Annotated in this window: 7 protein-coding genes; 2 read left to right on the forward strand and 5 right to left on the reverse strand. The window is 66.2% G+C overall.

All coding sequences use genetic code 11. From position 1 onward, the window contains the following. Positions 1-12: 12 nt before the first annotated feature. Positions 13-8634 carry a hypothetical protein gene (locus tag GY769_09675; protein ID MCP4202191.1) on the forward strand — a complete coding sequence of 2874 codons (8622 nt, stop codon included), beginning with the start codon at positions 13-15 and terminating at the stop codon, positions 8632-8634. Positions 8635-8980: 346 nt separating this feature from the next. Here GY769_09675 and GY769_09680 read toward each other — a convergent pair whose 3' ends face one another. The 3 genes from GY769_09680 to GY769_09690 form a co-directional block, all read right to left on the reverse strand. Then, positions 8981-9289 carry a hypothetical protein gene (locus tag GY769_09680; protein MCP4202192.1) on the reverse strand — a complete coding sequence of 103 codons (309 nt, stop codon included), beginning with the start codon at positions 9287-9289 and terminating at the stop codon, positions 8981-8983. An 86-nt stretch (positions 9290-9375) separates the two neighbouring features. Beyond that, positions 9376-10110, reverse strand: a complete 735-nt coding sequence (locus GY769_09685) for a hypothetical protein (GenBank protein ID MCP4202193.1) — start codon at positions 10108-10110, stop codon at positions 9376-9378. 202 nt (positions 10111-10312) lie between these two features. After that, positions 10313-11188 (reverse strand): prolipoprotein diacylglyceryl transferase, encoded by an 876-nt coding sequence (locus tag GY769_09690; protein MCP4202194.1) that lies wholly within the window; start codon positions 11186-11188, stop codon positions 10313-10315. Positions 11189-11355: 167 nt separating this feature from the next. Here GY769_09690 and GY769_09695 point away from each other — a divergent pair, with 167 nt between their 5' ends. Further along, a complete protein-coding gene (locus GY769_09695) occupies positions 11356-14058 on the forward strand; it encodes an MMPL family transporter (protein MCP4202195.1) in 2703 nt (900 codons plus the stop codon). A gap of 24 nt (positions 14059-14082) precedes the next feature. Here the strand turns inward: GY769_09695 and GY769_09700 are convergent, their stop codons facing one another. Continuing rightward, the gene (locus GY769_09700; protein MCP4202196.1) at positions 14083-15021 is read right to left on the reverse strand and encodes a DUF1702 family protein; all 939 of its coding nucleotides are present in this window, start codon (positions 15019-15021) and stop codon (positions 14083-14085) included. A gap of 25 nt (positions 15022-15046) precedes the next feature. Next, on the reverse strand, positions 15047-20935 hold the full coding sequence (locus GY769_09705) for an SDR family NAD(P)-dependent oxidoreductase (protein ID MCP4202197.1): 5889 nt from the start codon (positions 20933-20935) through the stop codon (positions 15047-15049). Positions 20936-21094 lie beyond the last annotated feature (159 nt).

Consider the following 21094-nt stretch of genomic DNA (forward strand, 5'->3'; position numbering starts at 1 on the left):
GTGTAGCGCGGCGTGAGCGTAATCGACGCCAGGGTCGCAGCTCTCCCGCGGGTGGATGAGCCGATTCGCGCAGAGGTGTTCGGCATCGAGCGGCTCGAGCAGCATGGAGAAAGCCTGGCCGCGGCCCAACCAACCGCCCCTGCGCGCGACCGAGGCCGCCGGCTCCTGCCGCGGGTGCAAGAGAACGGCAGGGTTCTTCTCGCCGGATACCGCGACATCGTCGGGGCGGTGCGACGAAAGCAGCACACCACGCAGGCCGAGGAGTGGCTGCTCGACAACTTCCACGTCGTGGACGAGCAGATCCGGGAGATCCGGGATCACCTCCCGTTCAGCTTCTACAAGCTCCTGCCCAAGATCGCCGAGGGCTACCACCTCGGTGGTTACCCGCGCGTCTACGGCTTGGCGTGGGCCTACGTCGCGCATACCGACAGCCGATTCGAGCTGGAGACGCTCACCGCTTTCGTGCGCGCCTACCAGCGCATCCAGCCGCTCAACATCGGTGAAACCTGGGCGATTGCGATCCACCTTCGGGTCGCTCTCGTGGAGAACCTGCGACGGCTGACGAAGCTGGTCATCCGTGCCCGCAGGGGAAGGGCGAGCGCCGACCAGCTGGCGGATCGTTTGCTGGGCCTGGGCGGTCGCGCTGTGGAGCGAGCCGAGGAAGTGCTGGGGGAACCGGGCGCCACCCGGCTGGCCAGCGCGTTCGCCGTGCAACTGCTGCAGCGACTCCGTGACCAGCCGCTCTCGGTGGCGCCGGCCCTCGAATGGCTGAACGAGACCCTGGCCGCCCAGGGGACCTCGCCCGGTGAGATCGTGACCCAGGTCCATCAGGCCCAGGCCGCGGCGAATATCACGGTCCGCAACATCATCACGAGCATGCGGTGGATGTCGTCCATCAGCTGGGCGGAGTTCTTCGAGAGCGTGAGCCTCGTGGACGAGACCTTCCGCACGGTCCCCGGGTTTGCTGCCATGGACTTCGCCACCCGCGACAAGTATCGGGAGGCTGTCGAGGAGCTGTCCCGGGGCTCCCAGTGGTCCGAGCTGGAGGTAGCGCGCGAGGCTGTGGCGTTGGCCGAAGCGTCCCAGCGTGAGGGTGAGCGTGCGTCCTCGCGGACCGGCTCCGAGGCGGCGACGACGCCATCGGACGCACCGCCGGCACCGCAGGCCGTTCTCGAGCGCCGCGAGGAGGACCCGGGATACTACCTGGTGGCGGGCGGCAGGTGGGCGTTCGAGGAGCGGCTGGACTATCGGCCCCTGCCGCGGTTCCGGATTCGCCGCGCGTGGCGCAAACGCGCCACCTCCGGCTACTTCGGACTGATCGCCTTGCTGACTGCTGTCCTGCTGACCATGCCTCTGTTGCTGAGCTGGAGGGCGGGAGTCGGCCTGCCAAACCTGGTACTCCTGGCGGTCCTCGCCTTCGTGCCCGCCTCCGACATCGCGGTGGCGGCCGTCCACCGCTTGGTCGCGATGATCGTTCCCCCGCGGCGGCTCAGCAAGCTCGATCTCACCCGTGGTGTGCCCGCCGAGCTGCGGACCATAGTCGTGGTTCCGTGTCTGCTCTCCGACCACGAGGGCATCGAAGAGATGATCGAGCGCCTCCAGGTGCACTACCTGGCGAATCCCGAGGGTCATCTCCATTTCGCCGTCCTGACGGACTGGAAAGACGCAGACCACGAGCACGTGTCTGGTGACCAGGAGCTCCTTCAGGAGCTGGCCGAGGGCATCGCGGACCTCAACGAGCGATACGGCCGTCCGACGGAGGGAGGGGGACGATTCCTTCTGCTGCACCGTCGGCGTCTCTGGAACGAGGCGGAAGGCAAGTGGATGGGCTGGGAACGCAAGCGCGGCAAGCTGCACGAGTTGAACCGGCTGCTGCGCGGCGCGACCGACACCTCGTTCATTCCGGTCAACGGCAGACCGCCCACCGTGCCGGATGGCGTCCGGTACGTCATCACCTTGGACGCCGACACGCGACTCCCCGGACGGGTCGCCTACGAGCTCGTCGGGACCATGGCCCACCCGCTCAATCGGCCGCGCTTCGACCCCGCGCTGGGCCGGGTGGTCGAGGGGTACGGGATCCTCCAGCCGCGGGTCACGGCGTCCCTGCCGACGGGCCCGAAGAGCACCACCTATCAGCGCATCGTATCGGGCCCCGGGGGAGTTGACCCCTACGCGGCCGCGGTCTCCGACGTCTATCAGGACCTTTTCGGCGAAGGCTCCTACACGGGTAAGGGGATCTACGACGTCGACGCGTTCGAGGCGGCGCTCGCGGGGCGAGTACCGGAGAATGCGCTGCTGAGTCACGACCTGTTCGAGGGGTTGTTCGCCCGTTCCGGTCTCGCGACCGACATCGACCTGTTCGAGGAGTTCCCCGCCAACTACGAGGTGGCCGCCCAGCGCACCCAGCGATGGATACGGGGCGACTGGCAGCTGCTCCCCTGGATTCTCGGCCGCGGCCCCCGGAGCGTGAACCGATCGCGCATACCCGTACAGGGCCGCTGGAAGATGTTGGACAACCTACGCCGCAGTCTCATGGGGCCGTTCTCGTTTCTGCTGATGGTCGTGAGCTGGACGCTGCCGCACGTCCCGACGGTGCTGTGGACGAACCTGGTTCTGGCGGCACTCGCTTTTCCGGCCCTCGTGCCCGTGATCGACGGGCTGATCCCGCGGCGCAGCGGATTCTCGAAGCGCAGTCACCTGCGCGCCACGGCCGGAGATGCGCGGCTCGCGGCGCTCCAGCTGGTGCTCGCGATCGCGGCTCTGGCCCACCGCGCCGCCTACATCACGGATGCAGTGCTGCGCACGCTCTGGCGGCTTTATGTCAGCCGGCGGCACCTGCTCGAGTGGGTGCCGGCAGCGCAGGCCGGCTACGGGGCCGACCTGAGGCTTCGCGCCTTCTACCAGCACCTGCGCTGGAGCCCGCTGCTCGCGGCGGCCATCGGCGTGCTCGTCGCCGCGCTCAGGCCGGAGGCGTGGCCTGTGGCCGGCCCTTTCGTGCTCATCTGGATGATGGCTCCCGCTCTGGCTTGGCGCCTGAGCGTCCCGAGGAAGCTCCCCGAGCGACGCCGCCTGTCGCCGGACGAGACGCGCACGCTGCGCCTCATTGCTCGGCGCACCTGGCGTTTCTTCGAGACGTTCGTGAACGCGCAGGAGCACGCCCTTCCTCCTGACAACTTCCAGGAAAACCCCGAGCCGGTGGTCGCCCACCGTACCTCGCCGACCAATATGGGGCTCTACCTCTTGAGCACCCTGACCGCCCGCGACTTCGGGTGGATCGGCATCGCGGACATGGTGGAACGGCTCGAGGCGACCCTGAAGACGATGAACGCGATGCGGCGGCTCCACGGCCACTTCTTCAACTGGTACGACACCACCGACCTCCGGCCGCTCGATCCCCTGTACGTCTCTACCGTCGACAGTGGAAACCTCGCGGGGCATCTCGTCGCGCTGGCGCAGGGCTGCCGCCAGCTCATGGAAGTACCACCGTTGGGCCCGCAGGTTCTGGATGGTATCCGCGATGCGCTCGAGCCGGTGCGCGAGACGATCGAAGATTCGCCGCCCGGGGCGCGAACCGAGGTGATCACCGCCTCGCAGGTGCGGGAGGCCCTCGACGCGATGGCGGCTGGGCTGGGAGATCCGCCGTCGTCGACCGACGAATGGGGTGTCCGATTCGAGCAGCTCGAGGCCCGCGCCGAGAACCTGCTCGACATCGTCCGCACCCTCGCGGCGGCCGGGCACGAGTCCGGCGCGGAGATCGAGACCTGGGCTACCGTCGTTCGGGGCACCGTCCGGAGTCACGCGCGCGATCTCGAGATGCTCCGGGCCGCGGACGCGAGCGAAGGAGCGCCGAGCGAGCTCCAGCATCGCCTCGCGGCCGTCGCGCTGCAGGCGGAACAGATGGCCCAGGCAATGGATTTCCGGTTTCTTTTCGATCCCTCGCGCAAGCTCTTCTCCATCGGCTTCCGCACGGCGGACGGCACCCTCGACCCGAGTTGCTACGACCTGCTGGCCTCGGAGGCTCGGCTGGCCAGCTTCGTCGCCATCGCCAAGGGGGACGTTTCGCCACAGCACTGGTTTCTTCTCGGCCGGTCCCTCACCCCGATTGGGCGCGGTGCCGCGCTGGTCTCCTGGTCGGGATCGATGTTCGAGTACTTGATGCCGCTGCTCGTGATGGAACAGCCTGCGCACAGCCTGCTGGACCTGACCAGCCGGCTTGTAGTGGGACGGCAGATTCAGTATGGGAAGGAACGTGGTGTCCCCTGGGGGGTTTCCGAGTCCGCCTACAACGTCCGCGACGTTCACCTCACCTACCAGTATTCGGACTTCGGCGTGCCGGGCTTGGGACTCAAGCGCGGACTCTTCGAGGACGTGGTGGTGGCTCCGTACGCCACGGCTCTCGCATCGATGGTCGACCCCAGGGCTGCCGCTGCGAATCTCGCCCAGCTCGAGGCGATCGGGGCACAGGGCGACTATGGCTTCTACGAGGCGCTGGACTTCACGCCCGCGCGGCTTCCCGAAGGCGAACAAGTGGCCGTGGTCCGGGCCTATATGGCCCACCACCAGGGGATGACCATCGTCTCGCTGGGCAACGTCGTGCACCAGGGCCTTGCCCAGAAGCGGTTTCAATCGCATCCCATGGTCCAGGCCTCGGAACTGTTGCTCCAGGAACGAACGCCGCGTGCGGTGGCCGTCACGCGACCGCGCGGCGAGGAGGTCCAGGCTGCGGCCCAGGTCCGTGAGCTGGTGCCTCCCTTCCTGAGGCGCTTCGAATCGCCACACGACATCCCGCCGCGCTCGCATCTTCTATCGAACGGTCGGTATCTCGTCATGGTCACGGCGGCGGGCTCCGGCTTCAGCCGGTGGCGCGAACTCGCCGTTACTCGCTGGCGCGAGGACACGACGCGTGACTGCTGGGGCACGTTCATCTACCTGCGGGATGCGAACAGTGGCGAGGTGTGGTCGGCGGGCTTCCAGCCGAGCGGTACCGAAGTGGACCAGTACGAGGTCGTCTACGCCGAAGACCGGGCCAAGATCATTCAGAGCGACCCGTCGCTGTCGATCAGGCTGGAGATCCTGGTCTCGGCCGAAGACGATGCGGAGCTGCGCCAGCTCACGGTGACCAATCTCGGGAGCCGCGACCGGGTGATCGACTTCACCTCCTACGCGGAAGTCGTCCTGGCTCCACAGGCCGCGGACGAGGCCCACCCCGCCTTTTCGAACCTGTTCGTGCAGACCGAATTCGTTGCCGGGCTCGAGGCCCTGCTGGCGACGCGACGCCCCCGTTCGGATGGCGAGACCCAACCTTGGCTGGCGCATGTCGCCGCGATCGACGGGGAACAGGTTGGCGGGTGTCAGTACGAGGGCGACCGCGCCCGCTTTCTGGGCCGGGGCCGCGGGGTGGGGACGGCGATCTCGGTGACCGAGGGCGAGCCGTTGACCAACAGTGCCGGGGCAACGTTGGATCCGATCGTGAGCCTCCGGTATCGGTTGGCGATCCCCGCCGGCGAAACGGTCCGAGTGGTCTTCACCACGCTGGTGGCGGGGTCACGTGAGCAAGCCCTCGAGATCGCGGAGAAGCATCGCCAGCCGGAGACGTTCGAGCGGGAGAGTTCGCTGGCGTGGATGTACGCCCAGGTCCAGTTGCATCACCTCGGAATCACGCAGGACGAGGCGCATCTGTTCCAGCGGCTGGCCAATCGGCTTCTCTTCAACGATCGCACGCTGCGCACTACGACCAAGGAGCTGGCCGCCAACCGTCGGGGAGCTTCCGGGCTGTGGGCACACGGTATCTCCGGCGATCTGCCGATCGCCGTCGTGCGCGTGGAGCGCGACGAGGAGCGCGATGTCGCGCGACACCTTCTCAGGGCGCACGAGTACTGGCGCCTGAAGGGGATCGCCGCGGACCTGGTGATTCTCAACGCGAGGGGCGCCTCCTACGTGCAGGATCTTCAGGAAGCGTTCGAGACCGAGGTGCGGGCGAGTCGGTCCGCGCTCGGGGCTGAGCGAAACGGGGAGCTCGGCAACGTCTTCGTGCTGCGGGAGGACCTGTTGTCGCGTGAGGACCTGCTGCTGCTCCGTTCGGCGGCGCGCGTGCTGGTCCTGGCGAACCGGGGCACGCTGTCGGAACAGGTGATCCGGCTGGACCGCTCGAGACCGGGGCCGGTGCGATCCCGGTTGCGCGCGTCACGCGTTTCACAGGTGGAGCCGCTCGCGGTCCCGAGGCTCGATCTCGAGTTCTTCAATGGCCTGGGTGGATTCTCGCGCGACGGCCGCGAGTACGTCACGCTCTTGGGCCATGGACAGTGGACCCCGGCTCCGTGGATCAACGTCGTGTCGAATCCGAAGTTCGGATTCCACGTCTCCGAGTCGGGCTCCGGCTATACCTGGTCCGTCAACAGCCGGGAGAACAAGCTGACGCCGTGGTCGAACGATGCGGTTAGCGACACGCCAGGCGAGGCGTTCTACGTGCGCGATCTGGACAACGGGCTGATCTGGGGTCCGACCTGTCTTCCGATCCGCGAAGAGCGCTCTTCGTACGCCGTTTGGCACGGCCAGGGATACAGCCGCTTCGAGCATGCATCGCACGGCATCGCGCTGGATCTGGCGCAGCTCGTGCCGCCGGACGACTCCATCAAGATCTCCCGCCTCACGGTGGTGAATCGGTCGACTCGCGCTCGCCGGCTCTCGGTCACGGCCTATGCCGAGTGGGTACTCGGCGTGACGCGCAGCAGCTCGGTGCCCTACGTGGTCAGCGAGATCGACCCAGCCACCGGCGCCGCGTTCGCGCACAACGCCTGGAACGGCGAGTTCGCGGGCCGCGTCGCCTTCGCCGACCTGGGTGGCCGTCAGACCTCGTGGACCTGCAGTCGCCTCGAGTTCCTGGGGCGGAACGCAGGCCTCGACCACCCGGCTTCGCTCGAGCGGGGCGAGGAGCTCTCCGGCAAGACGGGCGGGACCCTGGACCCCTGCGTCGCCCTGCAGACGGAGCTGGAGCTCGAGCCGGGGCAGCGCACCGACGTGCTGTTTCTGCTCGGACAGGGAGAAAGTCGCGAGGAGGCGCGAGCGCTGGTCGAGCGATATCGAGGGGTGGATTGCGATGCTCTGCTGCAGCAGGTGCAGGAGCGGTGGGACACCGTGCTCGGCACGGTCCAGGTACGCACGCCGAATCGGTCGATGGACCTGCTGCTCAACCGCTGGCTTCTCTATCAGACGCTCTCCTGTCGCCTCTGGTCCCGCACCGCCCTCTATCAATCCGGGGGAGCCTACGGGTTCCGCGACCAGCTCCAAGACGTCATGGCCCTGTTGGTAGCGCGACCGGACATCGCCCGCGCGCACATCTTGAGAGCGGCCGCTCGACAATTCCGAGAAGGAGACGTCCAGCACTGGTGGCACCCCCCTACAGGGCGTGGTGTCAGAACGCGGATCTCCGACGACCTGCTTTGGCTGGCGTACGCCGTGGCTCGGTATCTGGCCGTGACCGAAGACGCGAGTGTGCTCGACGAGATGGTCCCATGGCTCCAGGGTCCCCTTCTGACCGAGGACGAGCACGAGTCGTACTTCGAGCCTACGGTCGCCGAAGACCAATCGACGTTGTTCGAACACTGCGCGCGAGCTCTGGATCGTTCTCTCCCCGTGGGCAGTCACGGTCTGCCGTTGATCGGCTCGGGCGACTGGAACGACGGAATGAACCGCGTCGGTCGAGAGGGCCGCGGAGAGAGCGTATGGCTGGGCTGGTTTCTCTACTCGAACCTGTGCGAGTTCGCCCGGATCGCCGAGGGTCGCTCGGAGCTCGAGCGTGCGGCACGCTGGCGGCAGAGCGCCGAGGCCCTGCTGGCGTCGATGGAAGGCAATGCCTGGGACGGCAAGTGGTATCTGCGAGCGTTCTTCGACGACGGGACGCCGCTCGGCTCTGCAGCCAGCGACGAATGCCAGATCGATTCGATTGCCCAGTCCTGGGCGGTCCTGTCGGGTGCCTGCGACCCGGAGCGGGCGCGGCTGGCCATGGAATCGGTCGAAAAACGGCTGATCCTTGAGGTGGACCGCCTCCTGTTGCTCTTCACCCCGCCCTTCGACCGTACCGAGAGAGACCCCGGGTACATCAAGGGCTATCTACCCGGCATTCGAGAGAACGGCGGGCAATACACCCACGCCGCGATCTGGTCGGTCATTGCCTTCGCTCGACTGGGAGATGGCGACAAGAGCGTCGCCCTCTTCGACCTTCTCAATCCGATTCACCATGCCAGCCGTCGGGCGACCGCTCACCGGTACAAGGTGGAGCCCTACGCGGTCGCCGCGGACGTCTACTCCGCTGCGGGTCACGTCGGCCGCGGGGGATGGACCTGGTACACGGGCGCCGCGGGCTGGCTCTACCGCGCCGGGCTCGAGTCGATTCTCGGATTCCAGAAGCGCGGTCCGGCCCTCGCGATCGACCCGTGCATTCCTCGGGAGTGGAGGGGTTTCGAGATCGACTATCGATATGGCGAGACCCTCTATCGGATTGTCGTCGAGAATCCGCGTGGCGTCTGCCGCGGTGTGTCCAGCATCCGTCTCGACGAAGCCTCCCTGCCGAAGGACGCGCCTGTTCCGCTCTCCGACGACGGTCTCGAGCACACGATTCTCGTCGTGCTCGGGTAGATTTCAGGGGCTCGGCCTATTGAGCCGTCTTGCGCCACTGGAGGGGACGACCGACGTCGGCAATCACATGGCAATCAAGCCGACTCTAACCAGAGCAGACCGCAGCAAACAGAACCAAGAGAAAAGGGGCCAGAATCAAACCAGAACAGACTCCAGCAAACTAGAGGCCTCTGAATGGCATTCAAGAGGTCGTCGGTTCGATCCCGATCGGCTCCACCAATAGAATCGAACCCCCGACCAGAAGGAAGGTACAGCTTTCGCTTTCCCGAAGCCACCTCCATCGAGGGCGGGGCATGGCTCTGCTGCAAGCGCGCCGCGCCGAACTTCTACGGTCGCTACGGCTCCTCTAGGTAGAACGGACCACCAAGCCGACGATCACCGTACCGCGATACCAAACAGCGACCTCGAGCCGGCCGGGACACTGGCAGAAAGCCTCCTGCACAGAGTCCTGAATCCCGTCATTAGGGTCGTCGAGATGCCTCCATTCGCCGTTGACGAACAGCCACAGGCTCCTCGCGCTTCCCGGCAGATACTGCACCAACTCCAGCCAGTACTTTTCGGCCACACCGGTCAGGATCGGAACGGCCGCCACGACCGCCTCTTCACGCTCGCTTCGCGGGGCCCGCGCCATCGGGGTCGTTGCTTCATCTGCCATGTTTCACCTCCATTATGTTCTGCCGTCTGATTCGGACTTCGTCCTTGTACCCTTCCGAACGCCTTGGAAGCTCAGAGTGGTCGTCGCTAGCGGTTCTTCAGAAAGTCCCCCAGCGTACCGGCCAGGATGAGCGGCTGATCGGTGATGGTTCTTTCGATGCCGCCGCCGACCTCGACGAAGCGGACGTCCCATTTCACCGGTAAGTCTCCGAGCGTGATCCCGCCTTCCGCTTTGTTGCAAGTGAGATCGTCGGGCGTAAAGGTCATCGAGCCCCCGTTTTGCGTCGCGCTCTCGGTCACGAAGACGTCGAAGAGCTTCGTCATCGAGGGTACGGGATCCGTGGTCTCGTGCCAGGTGACCTCCAGCGGCTCGACGCTCTTGAGGGAAAGCTGTCTCAGCTCGATTTCCACGTCCACGCCGACGTTCTCGCCATCCCAGTTGGCGGTCACTTTCCGCCAGATACAGGTGTCGAACGGGTCGGTCGGGTTGACCCGCTGCTCGACCGCGTGACCGCTGTTCGGATCGGTCGGGTTACCGTGCCGATCGACCCACTCGATCTCGACATCGTCCGTGCAACCGCAGTTGAGGACCTCTGCGCCCGACAGGGGCAAGCCCTCGAGGGGAATCACCGTGTTGACGGGATCAGAAGCCGGGCCAAAGAAGTTATGCGGGATCTGGACGGTCTGGGCCGTTCCCGGCTGGGTTACCCAGCAGTCGGTTCCGGGGGGGATGTCCGGCGGGCACCCGGCGCCGATGAATGCCGTCGCCACGATGGCCAATGCGATCTGCCCCGCCCACGCATACTTGGAGGACTTCTTCATAACGGACTCTCCTTTCTCCGGGTCTCGGCTTGAGTATTCTCCAAGCTTCCGCGAGGTCCGACGCACACCGAGATCCGTGTTGGGTGTTGCTCGAGTGAGTAGGGCCGGAACGCCGCCGACAGCGCAACACCCTTTTGGGTAGCCCTCTCCCACCCCTTTAGGTGGGCGCGCCTTGTTGTCTGCTGCCTGGTCCGGAGGCCCCTCAGGCTTGCGATCTCGCGCCGGCGCGAGAGACCGCGAAAGCCCATATCCCGATGGCGAAGAGTGGAAGACTGAACCACTGGCCCGGCGTCAAACCGTAATAGAGAACGTCGTCGATGCGCAGGAAGTCGAAGAGGAATCTCACCGGCGCGTAGACCAACACGGTGACGGCCACCGCGGTTCCCGGGGAGGGCCTGCCTTCACGGGCCGAGAGATGTAGGAGGGTGAAGAGTGCGATCATCAAGAACATCTCGTACAGCCCGAGATCGTGCCTCGCTACCCCTTTGATGTCGACGGCGAGGAAGAAGTCCGTCTTCACGCCGGGGTGGTCGTGCATGGCAAAACACCCCAGACGGCCGAAGATGTATCCGCCGACGAAGCCGTAGACCAGCGCGTCGGAATAACGCCAAACGTCGAGCCGGCGCCACTTCAGGAAAACGATCGCTACAGCGGCGCCGCCGAAGAAACCACCAAACGAGGAGATGCCGCTACGAAAGTCGAGCAGGGCGATCGGGTTGGTGAGGTCCTGCGGAAAGTAGGCTGCGATCGACACCAGGTGGGAGATGAAGTAACCGAGACCGGCGATCCAGGGCAATCCGCCCGAAAGGGTCGACCAATCCAGGTCGAAGCGGGTGCACCAGCGCTTCACCAGGTAGAAACCGAAGAGCAGGTCGAGAGCTATCAGGGATCCGAACGGCGTCAGCCGGAGCTTGCCCATCTGCAGGCCGCCTGCGCTCGGGTGGTCCAGGAAGTAGTTGCGTGCGACGAGTACTGAGAAGACGACCAGGAAGAGTGCCGCCCAGGCCAGGTCGGTGGGCACCATCCTGAGCAGGCTTCGTCGGTTGCGGTGTGGGCCGCCGGAATTTCTGCTCGTCATCGCTGCCTCCGCAGCTGAGAGTACACTGCACGAACGACCTCGCACGGAGTACTACCCGAGACCTGTCTTGTGGGAGGATGGGGCGTGCCCCCGACCTATCGTCGCGCCTTCGAGTACGAGCTCTTGGTCCAGCAACCCCAACGCTGAGGCTTCCAGCCGCCGTTCGAATGCGATTAGGCCGCCGCTTCACCCAGGCTTCGATCGCGTGCCCCTGGCGCGCGCTCCTGATAGGGGCGACGATCACTGCCGCCGCGGCTCCGGGTCTTTTCCAGCTCGAGCTCCGAACCGACGGCCGAACCCTGGTTCCCGTCGGAGCGCCCGAGATAGAGACCGATCGGGAAGTGCGGCGGGCCTTCGACATCCGGGATCCGATCGCGGTGGTCCTCCAGACAGATCATCCGCAAGGGGTGTTCAATACCGACACTCTGCGCCGGGTCGGCGCGCTGACCGAGGCCCTGTCGGAGCTCGATGGTGTACGACCTTTCGACATAGCGAGCCTTGCGACCGAGCTGGGGTTCCGCCATCGGGCCGGGACACTAAAGCTGCGGCGCCTTCTCGAGCCCCTGCCCGAGACGGCCACGGCGCTGAACGAGCTGCGCTCGGATATTTCGCGGATCCAGATTTACGACGGAATCCTGGTGTCGAGCGACAGCAAGAGCACGGCCGTCCTTTTGGGTACGCCGCCCGAGGCGAATCGCGCGGAGCTCGTGAGCAAGATTCGCCGGCTCGCGGCGGCGACAGGGGCCGCACCGGAAACCGGCGAGACCGTTGCGGTACTAGGCGCTCCGGTGGCCGAAGCGCTGCTGGGACACCATATCCTGGCGGATTTGGGCGTACCCGAGGGGCTCCTTGGAGCGAGAGCTTGGGGCGATACGCGGGGCTCCGACGCGGCAGTCACGCGATCCTTCCGGCCGGGCATGGTGCCGGTGGCGGTGGCGGTCATGGGTCTGGTCTTTCTCCTCGCCTTCCGTCGCGCGGTGGCGGCCCTCCTGCCACTGATCGAGATTGGAATCTGTCTGGTGTTTCTCTTCGGACTGATGGGCTGGCTCGGTGTGCCCGTCTACCTCACCACCTCTGTGTTACCGGTGATCCTGGCAGCGGTGGGCGCGGCCGACGAGATCCATATCTTCCGCCGGTACCTTGATCTAGATCCCGGCTCGACCCGAACGGACGCTGCTCACCGAGACTTGGTCGGTGTGGCCTTAGACGAAATGGCACCGCCGGTGATCAACACATCGATCACCACCGCGGTCGCTTTTCTCGCCTTTGCCGCTTCGCCGCTAGCACCGGTGCGGGCCTTCGGCGTGTTCACAGCCATTGGCGTCCTGGTCTGCATGATTTTTTCGCTGACCGTCATTCCGGCTCTACTGGTTCTACTCGGGCCGGCCCGTCTGGCACGCACCGGAAGAACGAAGGCGTCGGTAGATCCGGTGGCTCCGGCAATCAGCGCTTTCGAGCGTCTGGCTGGCTTCGCCGTGAGGCGACGACTCGCCGTCTTTGCCATAGCGGGCGTGATCTTGGTGGTCACGGCGGACGGCGTGCGCCGGCTCGAAGTGCAGGACAGCTGGATCGACGGATTTGCAGCCGACGGTGGTTTCGCTCGCGCCACTCGGTCCTTCGATCGAGAGTTCTTGGGCTCGCACCTGCTTCGGATCGGGGTCGAAGCGGAGGCGACGGAGGTCGAAGGGAAGATCCCGTCGGAAGCGCTGGACGCGTTCGACGTCCGACTCCCGATCAGCCACGACCACCCCGAAAGGCTGGAGGGTTGCTGGCTCGGTCTTTTCGAGCTGCCAGGCGAGGCGGGAGCCAGGGCGAACCGCCGCGGCGAGTTACGAGAGTGGACCACTTGGATCGATCGCGCCGTGGAGGCTAACGGCCAGCTCAGGCTCACCATGCCACGGACCGGCGGCTCAGCGAGATTTTGGCCGCGCCCCGCGGAAGGTGACGAGATCGGCTTCGAACTCTCCTGCAAGCCGCTTGTGGTGCCTGCCACGCTGAGACGAATCGCGGCTCTGGAGAGCTATGTCTCCGGCATGAGCGGAGTGGGGGGGGTCCTGGGACCGGCGCGCTATCTCGAGACGGTCGGTTTCATGTTGCGACCCGAGGCCGAGGACTCGCGTCGCCTGCCCGGGACTCCTCGGGACGCGCTCAATAGGTGGCGTAACTATGGTGCCATCAGAGGGAGCGAGCGCCTCGGCCAACTGGTCGATACCGGATTCAGCCAGGGATTGGTGACCGTCTATCTCGAGGACGCCAACTACCGCGACACCGAGCGGATTCTACGAGAGGTTCGTAGCTACGAGCAGGAATACCTGAGACCGCATGGCCTTCGGCTCTCCTTCGCCGGTGACACGGTGGTCAGCCAGGCCCTCATCGGAGCGGTCGTCACCACCCAGGTCCGTTCACTGCTGCTTTCCCTGGTGGGAATTCTCATCGTTGCGGCTCTTCTGGGCCGCTCGCTCCGCCATGGACTCTATTGCGTTGTGCCGCCCGCCTTCGCGGTCGCCGTCAATTTTGCAGTGATGGGCTGGCTCGATATCCCCCTTGGGGTCGCGACCTCGATGTTCGCTGGTATGACGCTGGGGGTCGGCGTCGATTTCGCCATCCACCTGCTGGCTCGACACCGGCGGGTCGCCAGCCGGACCGGTGCCAACCAGGGCGCCATCGCCACCGCCCTCTCGGTCACGGGACCCGCGATTCTCATCGACGCTCTGGCGGTCGGGTTGGGCTTCGGCGTTCTCGTATTGTCGCGGGTTCCCGCCAACGGCCGTCTCGGCGGCCTGCTGATGGCGAGCGTCCTGGGCTGTTTCGTCGCTACGGTCTTCCTGGTGCCGGCGCTGCTGACCAGGCGCGCCGTGCCGGCCTCCTGAGCTGGCTGTAATCGCCTCGGCGGCCTAAGCGGGAGCGAGCCCGCTGGTGCCAAAGCTCGACTGGACCTTTCTTCGCCAGTGCTCATAGACGGGGAGCTCGCCATCGACGGGCAGATTGCGCCGGCCCTCGGTGGCGACCTCGGCGGCCTCGAAAGCCGAGTGACCACACAAGAACCTGCAGGCAAGCTCAGTGTGCTCGGTCAGACAGCCGGCCCGGCGCCGCGCCTCGGCGGCGAAGGCGGCTCCCTGGGCGAGCTCGGGATGGAAACCGGCAGCGAGGTTGACAAGATCTTGGACCGCCGTCTCGTCGACCCCTCCCGCGTAGGTACAGGCCAGACCCACACCACTCCACAGATCGGAGCGACGGGCTTCAGGAAACCGCGCGATGGTCGCCGCGATCCGATCGACCTCGGCTCCATCGATGAACCACAGGCTGCGGCCTAGACCTTGATCAAAGGCGCGCTGCCCGTATCCAGTGATCCGACGGGGCCTTCTGCGCCGGCCCTCGGCCGCCGAGCGCCAGTGGAAATAGCCTTGGTGAAAGCCGTAGCCATCGAGTGCCAGCCAACGCAGGAGCGGGTCGAGCCTCCGCAGGATTCTGTTCATGCCCAGGGGAAGCCTTGCGATGGCCCAACCGGCGCCGACGTGAGCCATGTAGACGTGGGCACTACCTGCGCCGGAGAGGAAGTCGTCGAGTCGGCGCGGCCGCCCCGGCGTCAAGGCATCGAAGAGCGTCATGGCCATTGCGGCCCCTTCAAATGCGAAGCCACGGTAGCGCGGGGAGACCTCCGCCAGACGGTCGGCGAGGAGCTCGGGCTCGAGATCGGTCAGGGCCTCGTGATAACCATTCAGAAAGGAGCAGCCGACCTTTTCCAGATGGGCGCGCACCCCACCGTCTCCGCCCCGAAAGCCGCGCTTGTCGAAGCCGACTTCCTCGAGGGGGATAGACAGCCAGCGCCGCAGGAGTCGTCTCGTCACTGGACAGCCTTCAGGCCGTGACCGATTTGACCATCACGCTCAGGGCATAGCGCTGGCTGCAGTCCGGCCGCGGCAGAAGGACGCTCGCGGTTCGATAGTCCCCGGACGACAGTACCGCCCAGCCATCGGCTGTGATGCTTTCGAGCAACAGAGGGGATGCGAGAGATCGACCGGCCTTCTTCAGGCATTCCATTGCGGTCCAGACGCGGGTTGCGGCGCAATCCAGATCCTCACCGCCTTTGCGTGCCAGGAGTCGGGACAGCTCCGTGCGCTCGTCTCCCAGCAGATCATGCCAAACGCTCTCCGGTCGGGGTGAGAGCACTTCGATGTCGCAGCCGCGCGCACCGGCAACAACCAGGGTCAGGTCGGAAGTATGAGCCACCGAGACACAAGGACCGTTCACGACCTCGGGCTTGCCGTCGGAGCGACGATGGATCGGGCCTGCCTCCTCGAGGGCCGCCGCGATGACGCGATCCGTGGACCGTGGCCGGTCTCCGCTGCCGTTTCGGTCGACCGCGATCGCCAATGCGGCATCTGGAAGAAGCTCTGCCAGGCGGCGCTCGAGGTAGGGCCCCCACAGCGAAGCGGCGAGCGAGGGTCGAGCGCTCGCCCCACGCATCGTGCGAAGCTCGAGTCCGTCCCAGCGCTCGACGAGCTCGCCACCCGAATCGCAGACTTCGAGGTCATAGACGAGCCGATCTCCGTCGTGTGAGCGCTCGTGCGCGCTCACGTGAAACTCGTGTGCGTGGCTCCTTCCGGTACGCAGTCGCTCGACCGCTACCGGCAGAACGCGGGCGTGCGGGATGCAGGCCTGGATGGCGTGGATGAACGCGTCGCGGGCTCCTGGATCGCCGAGCACCAGCTCGGACGGCAGGAACGGGCCGAACCACGGATCTTCCTCCGAGGCGCTTATTCTGGCCTGACATGCCCGAGCGCGGAGCTTGCTGTAACTGTGTAGTCGCCTGAATCGGCCGCCCTGAAACAGGACACTTCCATAGAGATCGGTCATCGGTCTCAAGCCGCACGGCTCGGTGACGGGGGGTACCTCGGGCACGCGCGAGGACCACAAGTGGGCGTCGTCGGTGGCCGCGTCGTCACTGGAAACGGCTTCGCAGGTGGCGCGGAAGTGATCGATCTGAAAGGCCGTGCGATCGCAGCGCAAAGCCAGGTCGATCTCGCCGGAGCGCCGGACCAGAGCCGCCAGGCGGAGAGTCAGGGTTTCGCCCGCGGGCACCACGATCGGGCGGTCGAAGCGGACGCGCCGGAAGACCGGCGACGGACTGCCGGCACGCAAGGCGGCGGCACCCTGGGCCATGGCTTCGAGCGCCATCACCGCTGGAAACAATGTCTCCCCGTCGAGGACATGGTCGTCGAGGTACAGATCGGTGTCGCGAGAGATGGTGCAGTCGGCGACCAGCTCGACACCGGGATAGTGGACCCGGGGCCGCTCTAGAAAGCGCAGCAGAGGCAGGTCCCGGCTCTGGAGCTCGAGCGTCGGCGCCTTGCCGAATCGGCCGGTGGCCACGACCGACACGGGAGTCGGTCGAGCGAGGAGCCAGTCGAGCATCGCCAATCCGTCTTCGGGAGTGATGGCGTCGACGCCCAGGCGCCCGAGTGCCTCGATGCGGCCGAGGCGCTCTCCCATCCCGACCGCCGACCAGACGGACCATTCGATACACAGGCTCCGGCAACCGGGATGGTCCGCGGCGAAGTCCTCGATGGCCCGGCGCAGTTGCTCGTTGGCCAACCCGTAGTCCGCTTCACCGGCCATGCCCACACGCGCGATCAGGGAGCCGAAGCCGATCAGGAGTTTGAGACCGCCGGCGTCCAGAGCTGCTATCAGATTCTCGAAGCCCTCGAGCTTCGGTGCCAGGGTCTCTCGCAGATCGTCCTCGCCGAGAGTGCTCAACAGCCTCGGGGTATTGGTCCCGGCGCCGTGCAGCAGGCCCGCGATGTCACCGAGTTCCGCCTGCGCTTGTCGGACCGCGGCTCGCACGGCGCGGGGCTCGGTTACGTCGGCCTGGTAGTAGCCGAACCGGACTCTGTTGTCCTTCAGGCGCTCGAGGTTGCGTTCGAGCTCCGGGTCGCGGTCGGGGCGCGAGCGACCGAGCAACGCCAGGGTGACGCCGTGCTTGCGCGCCAACGAGAGCGCACACTCGGCCGCGATCCCCTTGCCGCCTCCGGTGACGAGCAGCACCTCACCTGGGGTAAGCGGCGGCTCGGCCGCCGGACTCGCACGGAAACTCGCTGGCAGCAAGTTCAGAACCGGGCGGAAACAGCGGCCTTCCGCATCGAAATGGACTTCGGTGAAGCCGGCTACGAAAGAAGTGATCTCGTCGATGACCCGAGAAGCCCAGGTGTCCACATCGGCTTGCTCCGGCAGGTCGATGACCACGACCGGCATCTCGGGCGCTTCCAAATGCAACGTGCGCGCGATGGCGGTCGTGCCACTGCGCTGCTCGATCAGAACGAACGGTTGTGAGGTGCGGTGCTCTGGGCGTGCGGCGAGTGCTGCTCGGACTGCGGCCATGAGAAGGCCGAGGTTCTCGCGCACTCCACGCGGCGGCACCAGGGCGACGATGCCGCCACCGTCGTGCGAGAGGAGCTTGTTCCTGACCGCCTGTCCGAGCTTGTATCCGTCAGGAGCGAAAACCTGCCAGGAACCCCGAGACTCGGATTCCTTCGGTCCCGACGGTCGTTGCTGGGTAGGTCTCTCGCGGAGCTCAAGGGCAAAGGCCCTTACCCAGGAACCGGCGCCGGTGGGGAGAGCCACTTCGGTTTCGTGCGACCAGGCGCCCGAGGCCTTGAGCTCTTCCAGGGTTCCGATGATTTCTCCGACGCTGGCGTTGGCGTACTCGGTGGGTGCTACGGGTGGCGGCAGGTTCAGCTCCCGGGCCGCCTCGGTGAGTAGCTCGCCCACGGCGATCGAGCTCAAATGCAACTCCGTCAACAGCCGACTGGCCAGGGAGAAGGCCTCGGGCGGCAATTGTGTGCGCGCGGCAATCAGCCGTTCGACCACGGTTCGCGGCGAAGCCTCACCTTTGGGAGCACTCATAGGCGGAGTAGCGAGGGCTTCTTGCTTTGGGCGTGTCGAGTCGGCGGGAGCTGTCGGAACACTGGGGGCGCGTTGGTCGAGCGGGGCGAGCTCACAAGGATTGGCCAGGAATCGAAGCGCGCGTTCTGGATCCATCGGCCGGGTAAACCGGTCGCTGAACAGAGCGTCGGTGTTCAATTGCGCACCGAGCGCGAACAATGCCCCGACGGTCTGGAGCAAGCCGTCGAGGGACTGGCCGCCAGCGTTGAGTGCCATCACCGGGCCTTCGACGACCTGGTTCGCCAGGCCGCTGAGCACCTCCCCGGGGCCGACTTCGAGAAAGAAGTCGGCCTCAGCCGCCAGCCTTTCGAGAGCACTGACGAATCGCACCGGCGCTGTCAGCTGCTCAACGAGTAGTTCGCGAAGAGGCTCCTCCGATCCCAGCCAAGTGCCGGTAATGGTCGAGCTGACACGTCGGTCCGGCCGTAGCTCGACCACGTTCTCCCTGGCAAGAACCTCAGCCAGGCGGGGCTTCGCCGCGGCCAGCATCGGTGAATGGAAGGCATGGGAGACCGGAAGCCGGGTCGCTTTCCAACCGCGGAGCCTAGCCTCGCGCAGTGCCGCCTCGAGACCCGAGTTCGGACCCGAGATAGCGGTCTGCCGTGGGCCATTATGACCGGCGATGACCACGGGCTCGGAGTCGAGGGTGGCGATCAGATCCGCAACCGCTTCGGCGTCGGCCGCGATGCCGGCCATGCCGCCATCAGCTTCGCCCAACTCGCTCATCGCCCGGCCCCGCTCGCCGGCGATGCGTAGCAACGCTCGGCCGTCGAACGCTCCGGCCCAGGCCAGCGCCACGAGTTCACCCAGGCTGTGACCGACAGCGAACTCGGCTTCAATTCCGAGCGCCGAGAGGACTCCGAGTGCCGCCCACGAGGCCGTGACGATCGCCGGTTGGGCGAGCGCCGTGTCCTCCTTTGCGCCCGCCTCACCGAGCTCGGCCCGGTTGTAGAGCCCGTTGACCGCCGCGAAACGGCGCCGCCAGATGCCGCCTCCCAAGTGGCTCGGCGATGCCTGGCCCGGAAAGAGAAAGGCCAGGCGTGGAGTTTCTCCGGCTCGTCCGGCAAAGACCCTATTGCCACGGTCCAGCAGAGGCCGGTTGTGATTCGCTCCGCCACCAGCCAGCCATTTCCGAAGCACGGTCAGACTGCGGCCAAGGGCTGTCGGACTTGCGGCTACCACCGCCGCCCGCAGCGGTTGGTCGACAGGCAGGGTCCGCGCCAGATGAGCGGCGAGATCGGCGACCTCGGCGCGGGACAGTCGGGGAGCGAGTTTGTCGAGCTGTTCGATGCGCTGGGCCAGCTCGTTCTCGTCGGCGCTGGCGAGCAGCAGAACTTCACAGTCTTGCGGGGTGCGACCCTGGTCAAGCTCGGCGGCGGTGAAGCGCGGTGGTCGGCGGTCCCCGACGCCCTCCAGCACCAGGTGGGTGTTGATGCCGCCGAAGCCCATGGCGCTTACGCCGGCTCTGAGTGGAGCTTTGTCGGGCCAGAGCTGCGGGCGCTCGAGCGCCCGCAGGGAGGAGCCGGGGCCGGTCAGCTCATCGTGAGGTTCTTCGCAGCCAGTCGTCGGCGGCAGCCGCTGGTGGTGCAGCGCCATGGTGGCCTTGATCAGACCGGCGACGCCGGCCGCGGCCTTGGTGTGGCCGATGTTGGCCTTGATCGAGCCGATCGCCGCGGCCTCCCTGGCTCCGCTATCCGCGCCCTCCCGCCGTGCCCGGTTGAGTGTCGCCAGCTCGACGGCATCGCCGACAGCGGTTCCGGTGCCGTGGCCCTCGAAGAGTGCCACCGACCCGATTCCGAATCCCGCGCGCCTGTAGGCGCGGCGCAGCGCTTGCAGCTGTCCTTCGAGCTCCGGTCGTGTGATACCGCCGGCGCCGTCAGAGGAGATTCCCCAGCCGCGAATAACGGCGTGGACGCGGCGCTGTTCGGCAACCGCGGCTTCCAGAGGCATGAGCACGAGAAAACCGCAGCCTTCGCCGGGCAGAAAGCCAGTCGGCCGTCGATCGTAGACGCGCATGCCTTTGGTGGCCAGCGCGCCCATTCGGCTGAAACCGACCAGCTCGAAGGGGTCCAAGCTCAGATCGACACCGCCCGCCAGTGCCACTCGGAGGTCGCCCGCGACCAGGGCCGAGCACGCGTTGGCGACCGCCAGCAGCGACGAAGCACAAGCACCGTCTACGGTGTATCCGCCGCCGCCGAGGTCAAAGTGGTTACAAATCCGACCGCCGATGGTGTTGGACAGGCCGCCTGCCAGAGACTCCTCGGTGGGTTCAGGAAAGGACTGCTTGTAGCTCGCTTCGAGCCGGTCCAGGAAGTTAGCGCGACGCTCCGAGCTCCAGCTCTCGGCCGCGAGCTCGGCCGCCAGTTGTCGCCGCACAAAAGGCCAACGCAAGCGCAAGGTTGAGGAGCGGGAGAACTCGCCGGTGAGCGTGTTTCCCACCAGAACGCCCGTGTCCTCCTTTGGCAAGCCTTCGCCGTCCCCAAAGCCCGCGTCCTCCAGAGCCGTAGCGGCCACATCGAGAGCCAGCCAGTGAACCGTGTCGACGGCGCGGACGGTATCGTTGCTCACCCGGAAGCGAACTCGATCGAACGCGTAGCCCTCGATCAGGGCCGCCTCGGTCGTGGAGATCGAATCCGGGTCGCTGCCGTCGGGCGAGAAGTAGTCCTCGAGCCGCAGCCGCTCGGTGGGCAGGCGGCGAAAGGAGCGGCGCTGGCTGAGGACGTTTTCCCACAGCTCCTGCGGCGTTGTCGCATCCGGGTATCGGCAGCCGAGACCGACGATAGCGATGGCTGCACCTTGATCCATCTAGTCCGCCTCACACCATGGTGAGAACTTCAGCCGTTTCCGGCCCACGTTTTCCCATCCGTAGCCTTCTCCGTCTCGGGGTCTCCAGCTTCGGGGGCCCATACAATAGCCTACCTGATTTCTTGAGACGACCCGCGCTGGAATCGGAACGCTTGAGAC

This window comes from bacterium (assembly GCA_024224155.1).
Classification (GTDB): domain Bacteria; phylum Acidobacteriota; class Thermoanaerobaculia; order Multivoradales; family JAHEKO01; genus CALZIK01.

Excerpts from the sequence above, each read along its gene's own strand:
- GY769_09680 (MCP4202192.1), bottom strand. The coding sequence starts at position 9,289 with ATGGCAGATGAAGCAACGACCCCGATGGCGCGGGCCCCGCGAAGCGAG.
- GY769_09685 (MCP4202193.1), bottom strand. The coding sequence starts at position 10,110 with ATGAAGAAGTCCTCCAAGTATGCGTGGGCGGGGCAGATCGCATTGGCC.
- GY769_09690 (MCP4202194.1), bottom strand. The coding sequence starts at position 11,188 with ATGACGAGCAGAAATTCCGGCGGCCCACACCGCAACCGACGAAGCCTG.
- GY769_09695 (MCP4202195.1), top strand. The coding sequence starts at position 11,356 with ATGCGATTAGGCCGCCGCTTCACCCAGGCTTCGATCGCGTGCCCCTGG.
- GY769_09705 (MCP4202197.1), bottom strand. The coding sequence starts at position 20,935 with ATGGATCAAGGTGCAGCCATCGCTATCGTCGGTCTCGGCTGCCGATAC.